The sequence below is a fragment of the Phaeobacter piscinae genome (genome assembly GCF_002407245.1).
Taxonomy (GTDB): domain Bacteria; phylum Pseudomonadota; class Alphaproteobacteria; order Rhodobacterales; family Rhodobacteraceae; genus Phaeobacter; species Phaeobacter piscinae.
Map to the genome: position 1 here is coordinate 2296921 of NZ_CP010681.1, position 21108 is coordinate 2318028.

Genomic DNA, 21108 nt, shown 5'->3' on the forward strand with positions numbered 1-21108 from the left:
GTGACGCCATGCCCGACCGGACGAGCCCCCCCAAAGAAACACAGATTCCAACAAACCTGCGGCTGCTGTTGATTCTGGAGGAGGTTGTCCGGCGGGGCGTCGCAGTAAAGCCTGCACAATTGGCCGATGCTCTGGGCCTGCCAAAACCCACCCTGCACCGGCTATTGCAAACCGCCGAGGAAGAAGCCTTCCTACAACGCGATCTCGATGGGCGCTCCTATGGACCCGGCCCGAGACTGCGGTCACTGGCGGTGAACACAATTTCATCCGAACATCTGCGCACGGCCCGACTGGCCATCCTAAAGGCGGTAGCTGAGGAAATCGGAGAAACCTGCAATTTGGCGACGCCAGATCGCGAAGGCATGACCTATCTGGACCGTGTTGAGACCAAATGGCCGCTGCGCATTCAGCTTCCGATCGGTACCCAGGTGCCGTTTCACTGCACGGCTAGCGGCAAGATGTATCTGTCGACATTGCGGGCTGCGACCTTAAACAGCGTGCTCTCAGCCCGGGCTCTGGAGCCACAGACCGACAAGACAATCACCTCTCCTGATGCGCTGCGCGCAGAGCTACAAAAAACCCGTGAACGGGGCTATTCGACCGATGACGAGGAATTCATGACTGGCATGGCTGCGATTGCTGTGCCGATCCTTGATACTCAAGACAGACTGATGGCAACCCTTTCGGTTCATGCCCCGGTTCAACGTCACTCGCTGAGCCAGATTCTCGAGTTTCTCGAACCCCTGAAAACCGCTGCGATGCGCTTGACCCAGCTGCACGAGGATCTATCGACCGGCAACTGATGTCGCGAAACGCCCTTAGTTCGGCTGCTTCAGGAAGACAGGCAACACTTCGCAAATCGCGCCTCCTGCGCGCTGCTATCGCACCCTGCCATCGCGCCCGCCCCCGTTGCCTCCTCACCGCGCGCCCACTTCACGACCTTTACTCAGATATCTGCCAGACTGATCGCTGATCGATCACCTCTGCGCAGCCGGAGTAACCGCCCTGCTGCGCCACCAACCAAGACGACCCAAGATCGGCTCCGCATCCGCAGGGTGCTGCGTAAGACCGCAGTTGGCACGCCAAACAATGCGGGGGCAGATCAGGATATCCTGTCCGCCAGGCCCCACCCGGGCCTGACCAGAGCTTTAGCGGCGGCGCCGCCCTCTTTTCTCTTCATCCGCAGGAGGAGACACCGAATAAACCCCGTCAGACCAAGGGGTCAAACCGGAGACATCCAGCCGCAGACACCAACACTGCACCATGCCCCCAACAGTGTCTGAACACCCTGTTTATGAACCCGCCGCAGCGGAGCCGCCCGATGTGCATAACGCGGGCTCTGCCAGCCGCACCGGTTGGCCATGAGGCGTGGCGAGATAGGCCGCCTCCCATTTCAGGCGCATATCCGCGGCGTCCTCGACCGCCACTGTTCCGGCCTCGGCCAGATACTGTTCCAGCGTTTCCAGCCAGGCGGCAAAATAATCCTCGCCACCATTCAGATCCTTCGCCAACCCGTGACGGCGCAGCGTCGCAGAAAACCGCGCCACCCAGTCGCCCCAGGAAAACGCCCCGCGTTCATTCAGATGCACCGTCAGCGCAAAGACCTGCGCGTGCCAGGGTTGCCCGAAGACCGGGTCCGGTTGCGCCTGTGGCAAATTCTCAAATCCGCTCATACCGCCTCCAGATAGCTCTGCCACAGATCCAGCACCACCTCGTCTCCCGGATGCTCCGGCGCGCTCCACAGGTCCGATGCCGCAAAGGCCACCGCATAGAGCGGCTCCGGTGCCTCGCCCAGACCATGGGCGGCACTGTCAGGCAGAACATGCGTCCCATGCACCCGCACAATCCACCCCCGCGCCCCAACCGCATAGGTCGGCAGCCGCGTGTGGCCGCCCGCCACCAACCGATTGCCACCGGGGCGGCGACAGCGCACAGGGTCACCGGGGGCAAAGGCAACGGCCACATCACTGGGGCGATCCGCCGGACCACCCTTGGCCAGTGCTGCGGCCACATCCGCCGCCTTCAGAGCACGGGCAGCCAGCGGATGCGGGGCCGCGCGATCAGCGCCCGTGCCATCACTGCCGTCAGTGGCTGAGGCCAGATCTTTGGCGCTCAGCACCTGTTTTTCCACCAGCAGCGTTGCCAAACCCGCCAGCCATTTCTCGTAGTAGGAAAACCGCGTGTAATCCAGCGGCGCCAGCCGTTCGCGCGCATGGCGCGACGTGTCGATATTCCACTGCCCCAACGCGCCGCAGGCCAGCGTTATCGCCAGCGCACGGGCGTGCCAGTCTTCGGCAAAAACCGGGGCGCCCTGCGGTTCGGGCGTCACCGGCCCATCGCCGAATCGTCCCCCCATGTCATGGACCCGGCTCATGACGCCGCCACCTCGGGCGCGATCGCCAATCCTGTGCCGATCATACTGTCACGGCTCACCAATGCGGCCAGTTGTTCTTCGCTCATCCCTTCGCTGCCCTCGGGTCGCATCGGCAGCACCAGATAGCGCACCTCGGCCGTGGAGTCCCAGACCCGCACCGATGTGTCCGCAGGCAAGGTCACGCCAAACTCCGCCAGCACCCGGCGCGGCTCACGCACAGCGCGGGCGCGGTAGGCATCCGATTTGTACCACCCCGGCGGAATGCCCAGGAGCGGCCACGGGTAACAGCTGCACAGGGTACAGACGACCATATTGTGCTGCGCGGGGGTGTTCTCCACCACCACCATATGCTCGCCCTGACGGCCATAATAGCCCAGATCCGCCAGCACCGGATCGGCGTCAGCCAGCAACGCGGCCTTGAAGTCCGGATCGTGCCAGGCGCGGGCCACCACCCGCGCGCCATTCGCAGGACCGATGCGGTTCTGATAGGTGTCGATAATCTCATCCAGAGCGGCCGGATCAATCAGCCCCTTCTGGGTCAGCAGGGTTTCCAGCGCATTGACGCGCAGGGCAGGATCCGGGGGCAAGAGGCTATGCGGGGCGTCAGCGTGATCATGAGGCATGGGGTGAGACTGCCCGCCACAGCGCAAACCTGTCCAGTCACAATCCGTCATGGATGGGATCAGCGGGCCTGATGCAAGGCGCCACCGCCTCCTCCCGCAGGCGCCGATCCTGCGCTATTTCCTGCACATTTCAGCCGCCTCAGAGGCCATAGCGCCGCGTTCTCCACGCTTCGGCAAACTGAGCCCTTGCCCCTCAGAGCAATCTTCCCTATTTACCGCCCGATACTCAGCCAACCGCCGTAGGATCCTATGGAAAACGTCGTACTCATCATCCATCTTCTTCTGGCCTTGGGGCTGATTGCCGTTGTCCTCTTGCAGCGTTCCGAAGGCGGCGGCCTTGGCATGGGCGGCGGCGGTGGCGGGGCCATGTCTGGCCGGGCCGCAGCCACCGCGATGAGCAAGCTGACCTGGATCCTGGCCGTGGCCTTTATCGGCACCTCGATCACGCTGACCATTCTGGCGGCACAGAAATCCGCAGGCTCTTCGGTCGCCGACCGCCTGGGCGCCCCTGCCGCAGAGGGTGCCGCTGATGCCCCCGAAGCGCCGCTCGGCAGCGATCTGCTGCCGCCGGTTCAGGGCGACAACGCACCGCTGGTTCCCAGCGCAGACTAAATCCGGCCCTTCGGGTCCGGATCTTTGGATCGGCCCGGCGGATCTCACCGCTTTGGGCAGATCCGACAATTACCACTGCGTCTGACGCGGGATTCGCGAGAATCCACTACACTTAGAATGAACAAAAGCAGCCGTAACAGCATCTTGCGGCTTGCTTGCGCATTTTGCGCGAATCCTTTATACGTAAAGCCCCGTGATGCTGCGGTTTCTGCAACCGCCGGGCAGCTGAATTCTGACTTCTCACGGGGGCAGCCGAACACTCATGGCGCGTTTCATTTTCATTACTGGCGGTGTTGTATCATCTCTGGGCAAAGGGCTGGCATCCGCCGCTCTTGGGGCACTTCTTCAGGCGCGCGGCTATTCCGTCCGCCTGCGCAAACTGGACCCCTATCTGAACGTCGATCCGGGCACGATGAGCCCGTTCGAACATGGCGAAGTCTTCGTAACTGACGACGGCGCCGAAACCGATCTCGACCTGGGCCACTACGAACGGTTCACCGGTGTGGCCGCCCGCAAGACCGACTCGGTCTCCTCGGGCCGGATCTATTCCAACGTGCTGGAAAAGGAACGCCGTGGAGATTACCTCGGCAAGACCATTCAGGTCATTCCGCATGTGACCAATGAAATCAAAGACTTCATCTCCATCGGCGAAGATGAGGTTGATTTCATGCTCTGCGAAATCGGCGGCACCGTCGGCGACATCGAAGGTCTGCCCTTCTTTGAAGCGATCCGTCAGTTCGCCAATGACAAGGCGCGCGGCCAGTGTATTTTCATGCACCTCACCCTCCTGCCCTATATCAAGGCCTCCGGTGAGCTGAAGACCAAGCCGACCCAGCACTCCGTGAAGGAGCTGCGCTCCATCGGTCTGGCCCCCGATATTCTGGTCTGCCGCTCCGAGGGTCCGATCCCGCATAAGGAACGCGAAAAACTGGCGCTGTTCTGCAACGTGCGCGCCGACTCGGTGATTGCCGCGCAGGATCTGAAATCCATCTATGAGGCGCCGCTGGCCTATCACCGCGAGGGTCTCGATCAGGCGGTTCTGGATGCCTTTGGCATTGCCCCTGCCCCGAAACCCAAACTGGCCCGCTGGGAAGATGTGGCTGACCGCATCTACAACCCCGAAGGCGAAGTCAAAATTGCCATCGTGGGCAAATACACCCAGCTGGAAGACGCCTATAAATCCATCGCCGAGGCACTGACCCATGGCGGCATGTCGAACCGCGTGAAGGTGAAGATCGAATGGGTCGACGCCGAGCTGTTCGACAAGGAAGACGCCGCGCCTTACTTGCAGGGCTATAACGCCATTCTGGTTCCCGGCGGCTTTGGCGAGCGCGGCACCGAGGGCAAGATCAAGGCGGCGCAATATGCCCGCGAGCACAAGCTGCCCTATCTGGGCATCTGCCTTGGCATGCAGATGGCGGTGATCGAAGCCGCGCGCAACGTTGCAGGTATCTCCGAGGCGGGTTCGGAAGAATTCGACCACGAGGCGGGCAAGAAACGCTTTGAGCCGGTGGTCTATCACCTGAAAGAATGGGTGCAGGGCAACCACACTGTCGCGCGCAAGGTCGATGACGACAAGGGCGGCACCATGCGTCTGGGCTCCTACAACGCCACGTTGGCCGAAGGCTCCAAAGTGGCCGAGGTCTATGGCACCACCAAGATCGAGGAACGCCACCGTCACCGCTATGAGGTGGACACCAAATACCGCGAACAGCTGGAGGCCTGTGGCCTCAAATTCTCCGGCATGTCCCCCGATGGTCGCCTGCCGGAAATCGTCGAATGGTCGGATCACCCCTGGTTCATCGGCGTGCAGTTCCATCCAGAACTGAAATCGAAACCATTTGATCCGCACCCGCTGTTCGACGATTTCGTTCGCGCCGCCAAGGAAGCCTCGCGTCTGGTGTGACGCCCGGCGCCGCATGCGCCACAGATCATTACAACGAAAAAGGCAGGCCCGCGCGGTCTGCCTTTTTTCTTGCCCACACGTCATGTTAGCGACGGCGTTAGCGCAACCACCTGATGCTAATAGTTGTTTCCTGCCGCAGGCGCGGTATAGACGGTGCCAGACAGACAATCCCTTTTCGTGGAGACCCGACCTATGGCGCAAGAAACTTCGACCCAGACCGCACAGCTTGATCGTATCGCAAACGGCAAGGGCTTCATTGCGGCGCTCGATCAGTCCGGCGGCTCCACCCCGAAGGCTCTGGCGCTCTATGGTGTGACCGAAGGCGCCTATGCCAATGACGACGAGATGTTCGGCGAGATCCAGAAGATGCGCGCCCGCATCATCACCGCGCCCGATTTCAACAGCGACAAGATCCTCGGCGCGATCCTGTTTGAAAAGACCATGGATGCGGCCATCGACGGCACTCCGGTGCCTGCCTACCTCTGGAACACTTGCGGTGTTGTGCCCTTCCTCAAAGTGGACAAAGGTCTCGCGGATGAGGCGGACGACGCCCAGACCATGAAACCGATGCCTGATCTTGATGCGCTGCTGTCGCGCGCGGTGAAGGCCGGGATTTTCGGCACCAAGATGCGCTCCGTCATCAAGGGCGCCAATGCCACCGGCATCAAGAATGTCGTGGGTCAGCAGTTCATCATCGGCCGCCAGATTGCCGCTGCCGGCCTGCTGCCGATCATCGAACCGGAGGTGGATATCCACTCCGCCACCAAAGCCGAAGCTGAAGCGCTGCTGAAAGACGCGATTCTGGCCGAGTTGAACGCCCTGCCCGCCGAGACCAAAGTGGCGCTGAAGCTGACCATCCCGACCGAGGCCGGTCTTTATGACGATCTGGCAGCCCACGCCAATGTGGTGCGCGTCGTGGCCCTGTCCGGCGGTTACACCACCGATGACGCCTGCGAGAAGCTGTCCCAGAACAAGACCATGATCGCCTCCTTCAGCCGCGCCCTGACCGAAGGTCTGAACGTGGCCATGAGCGATGAGGACTATAACGCGGCGCTTGGCTCCAACATCGACAAGATCTACCGCGCCTCGATCTGACGCGCGCCCCTGACGGGGCAAGACACTAAGAAAAGAGCCGCGCCGGTCAGATCCAGGCGCGGCTCTTTTTCATTTCATCACGGGTTCGTTTCAGATCTGGCTGACGCCGGGCTCAGTCGAATTTTGGCGCGCGTTTCTGCATCTGGGCGGCGACCACCTCCATCTGCTCGGGCTTGCCGATCAGACCGACCTGAACGCGGGATTCCTCCAGCAGCACCTCGGCGCTGTCGGTGCTGGTCTCGGCCGTCTCGATCAGCGCTTTCGCCGCGCGGATGGCGGCCGGGCTTTGGCCTGCAATCACGGTCGCCAGCTCATGGGCGCGGGCGACGGGATCTTCGGCCAGTTCCGTAACCAGCCCCCAGTCCAGCGCCTGCGGCGCCGAGACCTTCTCCGCCGTATAGGTCAGCCTGCGCATCACATCGGACCGCAACAGCTGCGGCAAGAGCACCATGCCCCCCATGTCGGGAACAATACCCCATTTCATCTCCATGACCGAAAACCGCGCATCCGGCGCGGCAATGCGGATATCGGCCCCCAGCGCCAGTTGCAGCCCGCCGCCAAAGGCAACGCCATTGATCGCCGCAATCACCGGCATTGGCAGCCGCCGCCAGACCATCGCCACCTGTTGTACCTGATTGGCATCACCGTGAGAGCGGCTCATCAGCCACTCTTCAGGGTTTTTCAGCCCCATCTGGGCAAAGCTCATCAGATCCAGCCCGGCGCAAAACGCCTTGCCCTCGCCCGAGAGCACAACCACCCGCGCCTTGCTGTCCATCAGGCTTTCGCCTGCGGCAATGATCTCTTCGATCATCTGACTGTCCAGCGCGTTCATCTTGTCGCCGCGGGTCAGCGTCACCCGTGCGATGTGGTCTTCGATCTCTACCGATACCCGTGCCATGTCGGCCCCCTCTTTCTCGGACATTCTCTTGGCCGCAGACTGCCCCGGATCCCCGGCCCGCGCCAGCGTAACGCCGGGGCAAAGCGGCAGGCTGTGACCTGCGCTTGCCCGAGAGGGTCCGATCACGTTATCTGCCCCCATGACACAGCCACGCTACACCCCGCTCGCCCAATCCCTCCCCGCTTCGGTTCCCTTTGTCGGGCCGGAAACCCAGGAACGCCAGCGCGGCGCGGTGTTCAAGGCGCGGCTGGGCGCAAATGAGAATATCTTTGGCCCCTCGCCGAAGGCGATTGCGGCGATGCAGGCTTCGCTCACGGAGATCTGGAAATACGGCGACGCCGAAAGCCACGACCTGCGCGCGGCATTGGCCGCCCACCACAGTGTTGCGCCTGAGAATATCATGATTGGCGAGGGCATTGACGGGTTGCTCGGCTATCTGGTGCGGCTGCTGATTGGCGAGGGCGATGCGGTGGTCACCTCGCTTGGAGCCTATCCGACGTTCAACTACCATGTCGCAGGCTTTGGCGGCGTATTGCATACCGTCCCCTACAAGGTCGACCACGAAGACCCCGCCGCGCTCTTTGCCAGGGCGGCAGATGTGGGTGCGAAGCTGGTCTATCTGGCCAATCCCGACAACCCGATGGGCAGCTGGCACAGCGGCGCCGATCTGCTGGCGGCGATGGCTACCCTGCCAAAGGGCTGCCTGCTGCTCTTGGACGAGGCCTATATCGACTGCGCGCCGGAGGGCACTGCCCTGCCCATCGACATCAATGATCCGCGCGTGATCCGAACCCGAACGTTTTCCAAGGCCTATGGCATGGCCGGTGCGCGGGTGGGCTATGTGCTGGCAGAGGCGGAACTGATCGCCGCCTTCAACAAAGTGCGCAACCATTTCGGCATGAACCGTACCGCCCAGATTGGCGCGCTGGCGGCCCTGCAGGATCAGCACTGGCTGGCAGAGGTTCTGGACCGCATCAGCACCGCCCGCGACCGGATTGGCGAAATTGCCCGCGCCAATGGGCTGACGCCGCTGCCCTCAGCCACCAATTTTGTGGCCATCGACTGCGGCAGAGATGGCGCGTTTGCCAAATCGGTGCTGGACGGTCTGGTGGATCAGGGCGTGTTTGTGCGGATGCCCTTTGCCGCGCCGCAAAACCGCTGCATCCGCGTGAGCTGCGGGCCGGAGGATCAGCTCGACGCCTTCGCCCGCGCACTGCCTATCGCGCTGGCGCGGGCGCGCAACGGCTGAAGCCGCGCGCAAGGGCTGCTGCGGATCACCCGCAGCAGCTCAGATCTGAGGGCGCGCTGGTTTCTGTGCTGCCAGCCCCGGCGATCACCGATGCCGCGGCCTCCAGCGCGCCGGATCCATGCGGGATCTCCAGCGCCTTCAGCCCGGCATCAACACCGCCCAGTAGCCCCATGATCATCTGACCGTTCACATGGCCCATATGACCCAGGCGCAGGAAGCCGTGCCACTCCGGGCTGTTCGGCGCCGCCATGCCAAGGCCGATGCCCAGCGTCAGCCCCAGGGTCTGCTCGACCCACGCGCGCAGGCGGGTGGCGTGATCGCCGCCCAGATGCAGGGAGGTCACCGCATTGGAGCGCAAGGCAACGTCCTGCACATTCATCCGCAGCGGACCATCCGCGCCCCAAGCGCCACAGGCCGCCCAGATCGCGCGCGCCAGATGATGATGCCGCGCCCAGACGGCCTCCATCCCCTCGCCGTGGATCAGATCCAGCGCGGCCCGCAGACCATAGAGATGATGCGTCGGCGCGGTGCCGCCAAAGTACTGGTAGAATTCTTCCGGATTGGCGCGTGGCTCCCAATCCCAATAGCGGCTGACCCGCGGCAGGCGGGCGCGGGCCTCGGCGGCCTTGGGGCTGAAGAACACAAACCCCATGCCCGCAGGCACCATCAGCCCCTTCTGGCAGGCGGAAACCATCACATCGACGCCCCAGGCGTCCATCTCAAACCGGTCACAGCCGAGCGAGGCAATGCAATCTGCCATCAACAGCGCGGGGTGATCGCAGGCCTCCAGGGCCGCGCGCAGCGCCGCCACATCATTGCGGATGGAGCTGGAGGTATCGACATGCACTGCCAGAACCGCCTTGATCCGATGCGCGGTATCTGCGGCCAGATGGCTGGCGATCCGATCCATATCCCAGGGCGCGCCGGTGCCGAAATCCAGCAGCTCAACCTCAATCCCCAGCGCCTCTGCCATTTCGGACCAGCCGATGGCAAAGCGCCCGGAGGAGGCCACCAGCACCGTGTCGCCGGGTTTCAGCGTGTTCTGCAACGCCGCCTCCCAGGCACCGTGACCATTGGAAATATAGATCGCCACATGATGATCCGTGCGCGCAACCCGGCGCAGATCGGGGATCAGCGTCGCGGTCATCTCCACCAGTTCTCCGGCATAGATATTCGGCGACGGACGGTGCATCGCCTGCAACACCGCATCCGGAATGACCGACGGTCCGGGGATCGCCAGATATCCGCGCCCCGCGGCAAGGGAAACACCCGCTGTCATGCTGCACTCCTGTCCTGCAAACGGTCTGATTGCGGCGACTGTGGCCTGCGGGGTCAAAGGCTGCAAGCCCTTGCGCTGCCGTGCAAATAAATTTGACGTAGCGATGTCGTGATCCCGGTCGGCGCCGCGCCTGCAACGGGTGACAGCCGCGCCAATGCTTGCACCTTTCCCCTCAGCTGCTTAAATGGCGCAGGTCTGACGCAGATGTCAGCGCCAGAAAAACCACAGCGGTTGGACCCCTTGCCCCAGACTGACCCCAAGACCCCCTCGCCCGCAGCGCCGGACACGGCCCCCGCCACGGACGCGTCCACGGAGGCGGCATCGCCGACGCAGACCACAGCTCCCGCGACGGATCAGACCGTGGCAAAGCCCCCCGTCACAGGGGAGCCCCCGGCCATCAAGAGCAAGCCCGAACACATGTCCTCGCGCGAATTGCTCGGCTGGCTCTGGCGGGGCTATCTGCGCCACTACATGGGGCTATTGGGTCTGGCGATCCTGTTCATGCTGATTGAGGGCGGCACCGTTGGTGGCCTCAGCTACATGATGCAGCCGATGTTTGATCTGGTGTTTGTCGCGGGCAATACCAATGCGCTGTTCTGGGTCAGCCTGGCGTTTCTGATCATTTTTACCATGCGGGGGCTGTCCAGCGTCTGCCAAAAGGTGATCCTGAGCAAGATTTCCCAGACCTCTGCGGCGCATATGCGCAAGGATATGTTGGCGCGGCTAATCCGACAGGATCCCTCGTTTCATCAGGTGAACCCGCCCGGGTTTCTGATCCAGCGGGTGCAAAGCGATGTAATGGCGATCAATTCGGTCTGGCAGGCGCTGATCACCGGGGCGGGCCGCGATGTCACCCAGATGGTTGCCGTGCTGGCGGTGGCGATCAGCGTGGACTGGCGCTGGACCGCGATCATGCTGGTTGGCTTGCCGATGCTGCTGTTGCCGCTGGCCGCCGTGCAACGCTACGTGCGGCGCAAGGCCTCGCAGGCACGGGATTTGGGCGCCTCGCTCTCCACCCGGCTGGATGAGATTTTTCACGGCATTGTGCCGATCAAACTGAACAATCTTGAAGACTACCAGACCGACCGGTTTGGCGGCCATATGGATCAGTTTGTCCGCTCCGAGGTGCGCGCGTCCTTTGGCGTGGCGTCCACCACCGGCATGATCGATATCATGGCCGGGTTGGGTGTAATGGGCGTGGTGCTTTACGGCGGCGCGGAAATCATCGAGGGCAAGAAAACCGTTGGTGAGTTCATGAGCTTCTTCACCGCCATTGGTCTGGCCTTTGATCCGATGCGCCGTCTGGCGTCGATCAGCGGCACCTGGCAGGCGGCCGCCGCCGCGATGGAGCGCATCAAGGAGTTGATGGACTCGCCCATCAAACTGGTATCGCCGGAAAACCCCGTGCCCCCCCCCAAGGGTCTGCCAGAGGTGGCGCTGACAGATGTGACCCTGCGCTATGGCGACTCCGATGTGCTGCGCCAACTGTCGCTGGTGGCAGAGGCAGGCAAAACCACCGCCCTGGTCGGCGCCTCGGGTGCGGGCAAATCGACCATCTTCAACTTGCTGACCCGGCTGGTGGACCCGCAGGAGGGATCCGTCACCGTGGGCGGCGTTGCTGTGCGGGATCTCGATCTGGATGACCTGCGCGGGTTGTTTTCCGTGGTCACACAGGAGGCGCTGCTGTTCGACGAAACCCTGCGCGAGAACATCCTTCTGGGGCGCACCGATGTGAGTGATGCGCAGCTAGAGGAGGTGTTGCAAGCCTCCCATGTGGCGGATTTTCTGCCGAAGCTGGCCAATGGGCTGGATACTCTGGTGGGGCCGCGTGGCTCAGCCCTGTCTGGGGGACAGCGCCAGCGGGTGGTGATTGCCCGCGCGCTGCTGCGGGACACGCCGATCCTGCTGCTGGACGAGGCGACTTCGGCCCTGGATGCGCAATCTGAAAAGGTGGTGCAACAGGCGCTGGAGAAACTCTCCGGCGGGCGCACCACATTGGTCATCGCGCACCGGCTGTCGACCATCCGCAATGCCGATAAAATCGTGGTGATGGAACGCGGCGAGGTGATGGACCATGGCACCCATGAAGAGCTGCTGGAGCGCGGCGGCATCTATGCGGATCTCTACCGGTTGCAGTTTCAGGACGGCAAAACGCTGGTCGACCGCGAAGGCGTCGCCGCACAGGCGCCGAAACAAGTCCGCGATGGCGGTGACCAGCCCCGCTGGTTCCAGAAACTGGCCCGCCGCATGTTCGGCTAGGCCTTGCCCACCCCGCGACCTACATTGCCTTTCATGATCCTTCAGGAGCCTGACCTATGAGCAACCGCCGCATCCTGCGCCTTTCCGGTGCCGAGACCCGTGACTTCCTGCAGGGGCTGATCACCAATGATGTCGCCAAGGTCGATCAGGGGCTGGTCTATGCCGCCCTGCTGACGCCACAGGGCAAATATCTGGCGGACTTCTTTGTCGCTGCGGATGGCGAAGATCTGCTGCTGGATGTGGACGAGAGCCTGGCCGCCAGTCTGGCGAAACGGCTGACCATGTACCGGCTGCGCGCCAAGATCACCATTGAGGAAACCGATCTGGCCGTGTGCCGGGGCACCGGACCTGCGCCTGAGGGCGCGCTGGCGGATCCGCGACACCCGGATCTGGGCTGGCGGCTTTATGGCGCGGAGGCAGGCGACGATGGCAGCAACTGGGACGCGATCCGCGTCGCCCATTGCATCCCCGAAACCGGCATTGAGCTGGGATCGGACAGCTACATCTTGGAGGCTGGGTTTGAACGGCTGAACGGCGTCGATTTCCGCAAAGGCTGCTATGTCGGCCAGGAGGTCACCGCCCGGATGAAGCACAAGACCACCCTGCGCAAGGGGCTGGCCACGGTCACGGTTGCGGGCGCGGCCCCCATCGGCACCGAGATCCGGCGCGCCGATAAACCCGTCGGCACGCTGTTCACGCAGGCCGGAAATCAGGCCATCGCCTATCTGCGATTCGACCGCGCCGGTGACGACATGTGTGCGCAGGACGCGCGGATCGACTGGCAGGCTAAGACCTGAGGCAATTCTGTGGCCGCACCCGCAGCTTGTGACGCGACGTCACAGCAGGGTTGATCCGCCGCTCGGCTATGTCTGAGGGATCATTTTTCGAGGAATTGCCAATGCGCCTGCTCCCCTGTCTTGCCCTCAGCCTGCTGCCCCTGCCCGCCCTTGCGACGGATTATTGGGAGTATCAGGACTGGTCTGTCGCCGCTGAAATTCGGGTCACGGAACAGCATGACTGGCGCGATTGCACGGCTTGGACCGGCGGCGACGGGTTGCCGCTGCTACGGCTTTCGGTGACCCAAGGCGATGTCGGCCCGCCGGAAACCTACCCACAGCTGGAACTGTTTGAGAGCGCCGCCCGCCACTACCCGACGCAGGTGCAGAACGGTCAGGCGATTGGTTTTATCATCGACCGAGAAGCAGTGTTCTACGGTATCGCAAACGGCGAAATCAACGAGGAAGGCCTCGCTGAGGCGCGCGCGCAGATCCGCTGGATGGACGCGCTGAACAGCATTCTGTGGATGCAGAACGGTCAGCGGATGGAGGTGCGCACGGTGGTGCCCTATGCCGCTGGCGAGATGGTTCTGGACGCATCTCTGGCCGGATTTACTGCCGCCTACGGCAAGATGATGGATGAATGCGGCCACAGTCTGGAGCTGCGCAAGCTGGAGATAGACTACAACTGAGCGCTTGACTATTTTCACATGTAGCAAAAAACCCCCGCAGCGAGGCTGCGGGGGTTTTCTGTTTCGCGGATCTGTTGGCGCTAACTGCTTATGCGCGTTCAGAATATTCCATGGTCTCGGTATTGACGATGATCATCTCGTCCTGACCGACGAAGGGCGGCACCATGACCTTCACGCCATTATCAAGGATCGCCGGCTTGAAAGAGTTGGCGGCGGTCTGCCCTTTGACGACCGGCTCGGTCTCGACGATCTTGCAGGTGACTTTCTGCGGCACGGTGGCGTTCAGCGCCTCGTCGTCGTGGAATTCAACAACGATGGTCATGCCATCCTGCAGAAACGGACGGCGGTCGCCCAAGAGCTCTGCGGGCAGTTCGATCTGCTCGTAGGTTTCAGCATCCATGAACACCAGCATGCCGTCACTCTCATAGAGGAACTGCTGATCTTTCTGCTCCAGACGAACCTTCTCGACCTTGTCAGCGCTGCGGAAACGCTCGTTCAGTTTGGAGCCGTTGCGCAGGTTGCGCATCTCGACCTGAGCAAAGGCGCCGCCCTTGCCGGGCTTGACGTGATCGACTTTGACAGCGGCCCACAGACCGCCATTGTGCTCGAGAACATTGCCGGGGCGGATCTCGTTACCGTTGATTTTGGGCATGACAAAAATCCCTCTCGGGTGGTTGATGAACTGTTAACCGCTCCTATATCTGGCAGGGAGTCGGCTGGCAAGACAACGATATGTCGTGTGACGGACCGGAGAGCTATGCAAATTGCGCATAAAAGATATGCGTTTGCAGGCTATCCGAATCGTCACAATTCCGCCATAAGGAGCGCCACGCCGAAATTGCAATAGCAAGAACAAAAAGGAAGCACGATGCGAGATTTCGTTGACGGCACCGCATATAATAACGAGCAAGGCAACCGGGCCCGCAAGCTGTTTGCCGCGGTTGTACTGGCGGCACTTGATGATGCGATTGCCGATGACAAGAAATATGGGAATGGCCCCGAGCAGATCGCTCGGTGGGCACGGTCGCGCGACGGGCGCGAAGTGCTGAGCTGTGCAGGCATCGACCCGAACGAACGTGTGGTCGGCGGCCTGATGGAATTTGTGGGCCGGGGTGTCCGCACCTCTGTTGCACTGTCGCGCGAAGAGAGCGAACGCCGCAACGCGGCACAGGCCGAGGCGGCCTGATCAGACCTGCCAGTCTGATAGACTATATATGACTGTCGAAGAAAAGCGCGTCCTGGGGGGCGCGTTTTTTCTTTTTGTGGTGGCGGTTTCAACGCGGAATAGGCCGCTCTGCGGGCTTTTCAGGACGGGAAAAATCCGCCATGGCTGACAGGTGAGAGATCACACCATCAAAAGCACGAGAGAGGCCGCCATGACAGCACGGGCGATCATGATCCAAGGCACCGGCAGCAATGTCGGCAAATCAATGATCGTTGCAGGGCTGGCGCGCGCCTTTGTGCGCCGGGGCCTGTCAGTGGCCCCGTTCAAGCCGCAGAACATGTCCAACAATGCCGCTGTGACGCCTGAAGGCGGCGAGATTGGTCGCGCACAGGCGCTGCAGGCCCGCGCGGCCATGCGCCCGCCCCACACCGATATGAACCCGGTGCTGCTGAAGCCGGAGACGGAGACCGGCGCGCAGGTGATTGTCCAGGGCAAACGCCGGGGCACACAGGCGGCCGGATCCTTCATGCGCGACAAGACCGGCCTGCTGGAGGCGGCACTGGACAGCTTTCACCGGCTGGCGGCGGATGTGGATCTGGTCCTGATCGAAGGTGCGGGCTCCCCCGCTGAGACCAACCTGCGCAAGAACGACATCGCCAATATGGGGTTTGCCTGCGCGGCGGAGGTGCCAGTGGTGCTGGTGGGTGATATCCACCGTGGCGGTGTGATTGCGCAGATTGTCGGCACCCATACGGTGCTGGACCCGCAGGATCTGGCGCGCATCAAGGGTTTTGCCGTCAACCGGTTTCGCGGGGATCGCGGCCTGTTCGATGCCGGTCGCGATGATATCGCAGCGCGCACCGGCTGGCCCTCAATGGGGGTAATCCCGTGGTTCTGGGATGCGTGGAAACTGCCGGCTGAGGATATGATGGACATCGCCTCCCGCCCCGGTGGCGCCTGCAAGATCGTGGTGCCACAGCTGGAGCGGATGGCCAATTTCGACGACCTCGACCCGCTGGCAGCGGAACCCAATGTTACGGTGGAAATCGTGCCTGCGGGCCGCGCCCTGCCCGGTGATGCGGATTTGGTTCTGATCCCCGGCAGCAAATCCACCATTGGCGATCTGACCTATTTGCGGGCGCAGGGCTGGGACATTGATATCCTCGCCCATCACCGTCGGGGGGGCCATGTCATGGGGCTTTGTGGTGGCTATCAGATGCTGGGGCAGACTGTTGATGACCCGGACGGCGTGGATGGCCATCGGGGCAAGGTTGACGGGCTGGGACTGCTGGATGTGCATACCGTCATGGCCGGTGAAAAGCGGGTGACATTGACCGAGGCGGTGACCTGCGATGGCAACCTGCCTGTGAGCGGCTATGAGATCCACATGGGGCGCACTGATGGGACGGATTGCGTCCGCGCCTGGCTGGAGATTGATGGCCGTCTGGAAGGTGCCGTCTCCCCCGATGGGCGGGTGCGCGGTTCGTATCTGCACGGGCTGTTCAGTTCGGATGCGTTTCGGGCGTCCGTGCTCTCCGATCTCGGCCATGAGAGTGTCGCGGGCTATGACGACGGGGTTGAGGCCACGCTGGACGCGCTGGCAGATCACCTTGAGGATTGTATGGATCTGGATGCGCTCTTGGCGCTGGCAGAACCGGTGCGCAACGCCTGAGCGCGGCATCTGCATCGTCTCAGATCCGTCATACCCGAGGCGGCAACCTCAGAGCAGGTTTTGGGCCGAGAGAGCGCGGTGGATTTCGCGGCGCACCAGCTTGCGGACGTTGCGGGTGATCCGCTCACCCAGGGCGCCCTGCAGCTCCTCGCGCACGATTTCCGAGACCAGCTCACGCAGCGCGTGCTCATCCAGAAAGCTCTCATCGGAGCCAAGAGTGTCCAGCGCCTCAAGTGCGGTTTCGGTGACTGACGTCTCCAGCAGATCGCGGTCCACCTCGTCGGCGGTGGATGCGGCTGGCGCTGCTGGGATATCGGTGCTTGTGTTTTCCTCAACCGCGGTATCGGCGGCGGGCGCCTCGGCCTGCGTGTGCTGCTCCGGCTGGCGGGGGGACGGTTCGATCTGCGCTGTCACAGGCTGCGGGACCTCGGCCTGCGAAGCCTCAGACTGCGTATCCTCCCCCTCGGATCGGATGACCACATCCGCAACGCTCTGGGTCTGATCGACGGGTTCTGTCTGGCCCTGTGCATCCGTGTCGCTGTCCTGATCATCCCAGGCGAGTGTTTCCAGATCACTGCCGGCGTAGGGCGTGTCGCGGGTTCCGTCGGGTTCCCACAGGACCGGGCGGGCCGTATTGGCTGCTTCCATCTCCGCCAGTTTCTGCACCACCGCGCCGACCTTCGGGTTCAGTTGCGACGCGGATTTTGTCGGGGGCGCCGGCGCAACGGAGTCCTCGGCCTGCGTCTCCTCCTCGTGATCTGTGCTGGCGGCGGCCTGATAGAGCGTGGCGGCAGGATCAGTCCAAGGCGCCTCAGTGTTGAGCGCCGCCTCAGCCTGCGCTGTTGGCGTGCCGGGCATATCTGCGGCGAGCGCCGCATCTTGGGTCTCGTCGGCGGCCTCGTCGGCCGCTGTAGCGGCGGTGATCCCGTTGAAAAAGGCCAGATCCTCATTGCCGGGATCATTGTCATGCAAGGCGATCCCCTGCGCAATGCGATCTTCCGGTTCATCCCAGAATTCAATGGCATCGGCTGCTAGCAACGCCTCAAATCGGGCCTTCCCGGACGCTGCTTCGCCGTCGGGAGGCGGGGCGGTGTCCATCGGGGCGGTCTCAGTGATCGCGGCCGGTGTCGGCGCTGCTGGCGCTGGGGCGACGGGGGTCAGCTTGCTTTCGGGGACGCGCAGCGCCGGTGTCAGAACCAGACGGGTGACCGGCTGGCTGCTGCCATTTGTGGCGCCATTTGCGGGTCCCGGCGCGCCGACGCCCTGCTCCCCGGATGCTGCCGGGACGGGCTTGGCGATCTGCGCGGCCAACGCCGCCTCTGCCCCCTTGCCAACCGAGGAGCCAGCGGCGCGGCTGTCCTCGCTCACCAGACGGCGGATCGATGACAGGACGTCTTCAATTTCAGCTTGGGTAACCGGTTCGGACATTTTTGCTTATCACTCTCGCCTCTTGCGATTGAGTGTAGCGACCTGTCCCGGTCCAGACAACCGTGTGAATCAGGTGGTTTTTAGGAAGGCCCGCACTGGCGGGCCTCCAATTGGTGGTCAACCTGGCCTCAGTTCTTGCCCAAGGCGCGCATGACCCGGTCAAGATCCTTGCTGCGCTGGCTGACATGCGCCGGAGCGTCCTTCACCAGATTGTAGTACAGCGTCGGATCGTAGATTTCTACAGCCAGACCAAGGTGTTCCGCGGTCAGCAGCCCCTGCGCCTGCAACAGCGCATAGGCTGCGAGCGCCTGATTGGCGCGCGACTGGACACGGGCGGTCTGGGCGTTCAGCAGCTCTTGCTCTGCCTCAAGAACATCAAGCGTGGTGCGGGCGCCCAGCGTGGCCTCCTCACGGATACCATCAAAGGCGACGCGCGCGGCGCGGACCTGTTCGTTGGAGGAGACAAGGCTGGCGCGCGCGGCCTCCAGCTCCACAAAGGCCTCGGAGACGTCCTGCACTACACTGCGTTGCGTGGTAATCAAGGCGCCGCGTTCAGCCTGAAGACGGGCAATGCTGGCCCGACGCGCGGAGGCCAGAGAGCCACCGGAATACAACCGCTGCGACAACGTTATGCTTGCCCCCGACGTGTCCCGAGTGCCCGGCCCGCTGGCGTCAGATGCATGAGTTGCATTGGCCCGCAACGTCACCGATGGCCCGAGATTGCGGCTGTTGCTCTGTGAGGCATAGTCCGCGGCCTTCACCGCATGTTGCTGCGACAGAAGGCTGGGGTGATTGCGCATAGCGATGGATTCTGCGGATTGCAGCGAGGCCACACGTTGCGGCAGCGGTGGCTGGCCAGCGATTGAACCAGGCGCACTGCCGACGGCCTGCACGTAGGTGGCCCGCGCATTGCGCAGATCACCCTGGCTCTCGATCAGGCTGGCCTGCGCTCCTGCGACCCGGCTCTGGGCCAGTGCCACGTCGGTACGCGTGACCTCGCCAACCTCAAACCGGTCATTCGCGGCGCGCAGTTCCTCGCGCAGCAGACGCAGGTTATTGCTGCGTAGTGCGACGGTTTCTTGCTGCAACAACACATTGACATAAGCCTGAACAGCAGCAAACAGAACCTGCTGTTCGATATCCAGCAAGGCCTGACGGGTGGCCAGTACGGTTTCCTGTGCCGCCAGTTGGCTCAGCCGCGACACACCGTTGTCAAACAGCAACCAGGAGACATCCACCCCAGTCGATATTGTCGAGTCGTGGTTCGAGTTTGCGAATGTCCCGTTACCGTTACGGGTATACTGACGCTCGATCCGCGCGACCCAGTCCACGACCGGGCGCAATCGGGCAACTGCAGCGGCAACATTTTCGTCCTGCGCGCGCAGCAGGGCACGGTTCTGTTCCAAAAGGCCGCTGGTCTTGTAGGCCCCGATCATCGCATCGGAGAGATTGTCGGCGGCGGCCTGTTTCGGGGCGCCGAGCAGCAATGCTGCGCTTCCGGCGAAAACGAAGGCCTTGAACAGGTTTGCCGTCAGTTTATTGCGCATCTTCAGCCTCATGTGGTCCGGCCCACCGACGTGGTAGTGCCGTTCTGCTCTCTGGCGCTGCGGGGTGTCAGACGCCTGTCTGTTGCAATCCGCGCCAATCGAGAACAGCGCGGACCGAATGTGAACGCTCTGCAGATTCAGAGAGCGAATTCCTGTGCGGATTCAAAACCGGGCAACACCGGAGCGCCGGCATTAAACGCCAGTCGCCAGGAAATCAGGTCGCCGCTCTTGTAGCCGACTTTGACCTCTCCCAAAGCGCCGGACATGAAGATCGCGGCCACACGACCGCCATCTTTCAGCTGGTCCAGCAACGCCTCCGGCACGGTTTCCACGCCGCCTTCAACGATCATCACGTCATAGGGGCCATGTTCCGCAGCGCCAGCATCCAGCGGCCCGGTATGGACGATTGCATTGTCTGCACCAACCGCTGAGAGCTGATCCTGTGCCTCAGAAGCCATGCTTTCATCCTCTTCGACGCCGATCACCATCTGGGCCACCCGGGCAATAACCGCCGTGGAATAGCCCAGCCCGCAGGCCACATCGAGCACCAGCTCATCGGGCTGCACGTCAATCGCGTCAAGGATCTTGGCCAAGGTGCGCGGCTCAAGCAGCACGCGACCGGGGCCGATATCGAGATTGCCATCGGCATAAGCCGCCTCGCGCTGCGCAGCCGCCACAAAGGCCTCGCGCGGCACCGCCAGCATGGCTTCGATGATCGGAAATTTGGTGACATCCGACGGGCGGATCTGCGTGTCGACCATCATGCGGCGACGTTCGGCAAAGTCAGTCATATGCTAAACTCATCTGTTCAGTCAGTTGATCCGGTTGTGCCACATCCGGGACAGGGCGGCAACGGGCGGGCGCGCATTTCTGCGGCCCTGTGGCGACTGGGTCGCCTATTTCTTCTTCACAAATTTGGTGAGGATGACGATGCGCTGCCCGTCAACCCGGCCTTCGATATGCTCGGAGTTGTCAGCGACCAGAGAGATATTGCGCACAGCCGTGCCGCGCTTGGCGGTAAAGCCTGCGCCTTTCACTGGCAGATCCTTGATCAGCACCACGGAATCGCCCTGCGCCAACGGCGCGCCGTTGCTGTCACGATGGGCACTGCTTGCCGGCGCGGCCTCAACCCAGGTGCGGATCTCATCCTCCAGCCAGAGCTGCTCGGCCAGGTCACGCGCCCAGTCGTGATCCGCCAGCCGCGCCAGCAGCCGGGCCGCCAGCACCTGAACCGCGGGCGTCTCAGACCACATCGCCGATGACAGGCCGCGCATATGATTGGGATCAAGATCTCCAGCCACCTGTTCGGCGCAGAGATGGCAGAGCGCAACCTCCGGGGACTGGCCCTCAGGCGCACCTGTCACCTCATAAGGGACAAGCGGGGATTCGGCGGCACACAGGGCGCAGGACATCGGCATAGCTCCATCGCAAAAGTCAGAACACGTGCCCTTGCTGTAGGTGAGCGAACCTGCAATGAAAACCGGCAAAAATAGAAAAGCGCCCGCGTGGAGGCGCGGGCGAGTTGGGGGTCAG

General features: G+C 62.7%; 20 protein-coding genes. 10 read left to right on the forward strand and 10 right to left on the reverse strand.

Translation table 11 applies throughout. From position 1 onward, the window contains the following. The first annotated feature begins 8 nt into the window (after positions 1–8). A complete protein-coding gene (locus phaeop14_RS10780; RefSeq protein WP_096789527.1) occupies positions 9–803 on the forward strand; it encodes an IclR family transcriptional regulator in 795 nt (264 codons plus the stop codon). Positions 804–1292: 489 nt separating this feature from the next. Here the strand turns inward: phaeop14_RS10780 and phaeop14_RS10785 are convergent, their stop codons facing one another. From phaeop14_RS10785 to nthA, 3 genes are read right to left on the reverse strand one after another with little or no spacing between them, the layout of a single operon-like run. Continuing rightward, positions 1293–1673 (reverse strand): nitrile hydratase accessory protein, encoded by a 381-nt coding sequence (locus phaeop14_RS10785; RefSeq protein WP_096789528.1) that lies wholly within the window; start codon positions 1671–1673, stop codon positions 1293–1295. After that, positions 1670–2374, reverse strand: coding sequence for a nitrile hydratase subunit beta (gene nthB, locus phaeop14_RS10790; RefSeq protein WP_096789529.1), 705 nt, complete (start codon positions 2372–2374; stop codon positions 1670–1672). The genes phaeop14_RS10785 and nthB overlap by 4 nt, the downstream gene beginning before the upstream one ends. Continuing rightward, positions 2371–2997, reverse strand: a complete 627-nt coding sequence (nthA, locus tag phaeop14_RS10795; RefSeq protein ID WP_096789530.1) for a nitrile hydratase subunit alpha — start codon at positions 2995–2997, stop codon at positions 2371–2373. Before nthA ends, nthB begins: the two co-directional genes overlap by 4 nt. Positions 2998–3246: 249 nt before the next feature. Here nthA and secG point away from each other — a divergent pair, with 249 nt between their 5' ends. The 3 genes from secG (at position 3247) to phaeop14_RS10810 (ending at position 6610) form a co-directional block, all read left to right on the forward strand. Then, positions 3247–3609 (forward strand): preprotein translocase subunit SecG, encoded by a 363-nt coding sequence (secG, locus tag phaeop14_RS10800; RefSeq protein ID WP_096789531.1) that lies wholly within the window; start codon positions 3247–3249, stop codon positions 3607–3609. Positions 3610–3871: 262 nt separating this feature from the next. Beyond that, the gene (locus phaeop14_RS10805; RefSeq protein ID WP_024096471.1) at positions 3872–5515 is read left to right on the forward strand and encodes a CTP synthase; all 1644 of its coding nucleotides are present in this window, start codon (positions 3872–3874) and stop codon (positions 5513–5515) included. A gap of 192 nt (positions 5516–5707) precedes the next feature. Then, positions 5708–6610: a fructose bisphosphate aldolase gene (locus phaeop14_RS10810; RefSeq protein ID WP_096789532.1), complete on the forward strand. Its 903-nt coding sequence runs from the start codon at positions 5708–5710 to the stop codon at positions 6608–6610. A gap of 112 nt (positions 6611–6722) precedes the next feature. Here phaeop14_RS10810 and phaeop14_RS10815 read toward each other — a convergent pair whose 3' ends face one another. Next, on the reverse strand, positions 6723–7508 hold the full coding sequence (locus phaeop14_RS10815; RefSeq protein ID WP_096790289.1) for a crotonase/enoyl-CoA hydratase family protein: 786 nt from the start codon (positions 7506–7508) through the stop codon (positions 6723–6725). Between the two features lie 139 nt (positions 7509–7647). Between phaeop14_RS10815 and phaeop14_RS10820 the strand changes: the two genes are divergently transcribed. Beyond that, the gene (locus tag phaeop14_RS10820; protein ID WP_096789533.1) at positions 7648–8757 is read left to right on the forward strand and encodes a pyridoxal phosphate-dependent aminotransferase; all 1110 of its coding nucleotides are present in this window, start codon (positions 7648–7650) and stop codon (positions 8755–8757) included. Positions 8758–8782: 25 nt separating this feature from the next. Here phaeop14_RS10820 and phaeop14_RS10825 read toward each other — a convergent pair whose 3' ends face one another. After that, positions 8783–10036, reverse strand: coding sequence for a pyridoxal-phosphate-dependent aminotransferase family protein (locus tag phaeop14_RS10825; protein ID WP_096789534.1), 1254 nt, complete (start codon positions 10034–10036; stop codon positions 8783–8785). A gap of 417 nt (positions 10037–10453) precedes the next feature. Between phaeop14_RS10825 and phaeop14_RS10830 the strand changes: the two genes are divergently transcribed. From phaeop14_RS10830 to phaeop14_RS10840, 3 genes are all read left to right on the forward strand, one after another. Next, a complete protein-coding gene (locus phaeop14_RS10830; RefSeq protein WP_244905831.1) occupies positions 10454–12295 on the forward strand; it encodes an ABC transporter ATP-binding protein in 1842 nt (613 codons plus the stop codon). A gap of 56 nt (positions 12296–12351) precedes the next feature. Next, positions 12352–13092 (forward strand): CAF17-like 4Fe-4S cluster assembly/insertion protein YgfZ, encoded by a 741-nt coding sequence (ygfZ, locus tag phaeop14_RS10835; protein ID WP_040174036.1) that lies wholly within the window; start codon positions 12352–12354, stop codon positions 13090–13092. 101 nt (positions 13093–13193) lie between these two features. Further along, the gene (locus phaeop14_RS10840) at positions 13194–13763 is read left to right on the forward strand and encodes a hypothetical protein (RefSeq protein WP_040174035.1); all 570 of its coding nucleotides are present in this window, start codon (positions 13194–13196) and stop codon (positions 13761–13763) included. A gap of 88 nt (positions 13764–13851) precedes the next feature. Here phaeop14_RS10840 and efp read toward each other — a convergent pair whose 3' ends face one another. Next, complete coding sequence (gene efp / locus phaeop14_RS10845) at positions 13852–14415, reverse strand: elongation factor P (protein WP_040174033.1); 564 nt, start codon at positions 14413–14415, stop codon at positions 13852–13854. Positions 14416–14631: 216 nt separating this feature from the next. Between efp and phaeop14_RS10850 the strand changes: the two genes are divergently transcribed. Both phaeop14_RS10850 and phaeop14_RS10855 read left to right on the forward strand, forming a co-directional pair. Continuing rightward, on the forward strand, positions 14632–14949 hold the full coding sequence (locus tag phaeop14_RS10850) for a DUF6280 family protein (RefSeq protein ID WP_008207990.1): 318 nt from the start codon (positions 14632–14634) through the stop codon (positions 14947–14949). 190 nt (positions 14950–15139) lie between these two features. Then, a complete protein-coding gene (locus phaeop14_RS10855; RefSeq protein ID WP_096789535.1) occupies positions 15140–16600 on the forward strand; it encodes a cobyric acid synthase in 1461 nt (486 codons plus the stop codon). A gap of 48 nt (positions 16601–16648) precedes the next feature. Here the strand turns inward: phaeop14_RS10855 and phaeop14_RS10860 are convergent, their stop codons facing one another. The 4 genes from phaeop14_RS10860 to phaeop14_RS10875 all read right to left on the reverse strand — a co-directional run bounded on the left by phaeop14_RS10860 (position 16649) and on the right by phaeop14_RS10875 (position 20987). Beyond that, positions 16649–18028 (reverse strand): hypothetical protein, encoded by a 1380-nt coding sequence (locus phaeop14_RS10860; protein WP_096789536.1) that lies wholly within the window; start codon positions 18026–18028, stop codon positions 16649–16651. Positions 18029–18156: 128 nt separating this feature from the next. Further along, positions 18157–19575: a TolC family outer membrane protein gene (locus phaeop14_RS10865; RefSeq protein ID WP_040180328.1), complete on the reverse strand. Its 1419-nt coding sequence runs from the start codon at positions 19573–19575 to the stop codon at positions 18157–18159. 137 nt (positions 19576–19712) lie between these two features. Next, a complete protein-coding gene (locus phaeop14_RS10870; protein WP_040174026.1) occupies positions 19713–20366 on the reverse strand; it encodes a protein-L-isoaspartate O-methyltransferase family protein in 654 nt (217 codons plus the stop codon). Between the two features lie 105 nt (positions 20367–20471). Further along, positions 20472–20987 carry a PhnA domain-containing protein gene (locus phaeop14_RS10875; protein WP_040174118.1) on the reverse strand — a complete coding sequence of 172 codons (516 nt, stop codon included), beginning with the start codon at positions 20985–20987 and terminating at the stop codon, positions 20472–20474. Positions 20988–21108: the final 121 nt, after the last annotated feature.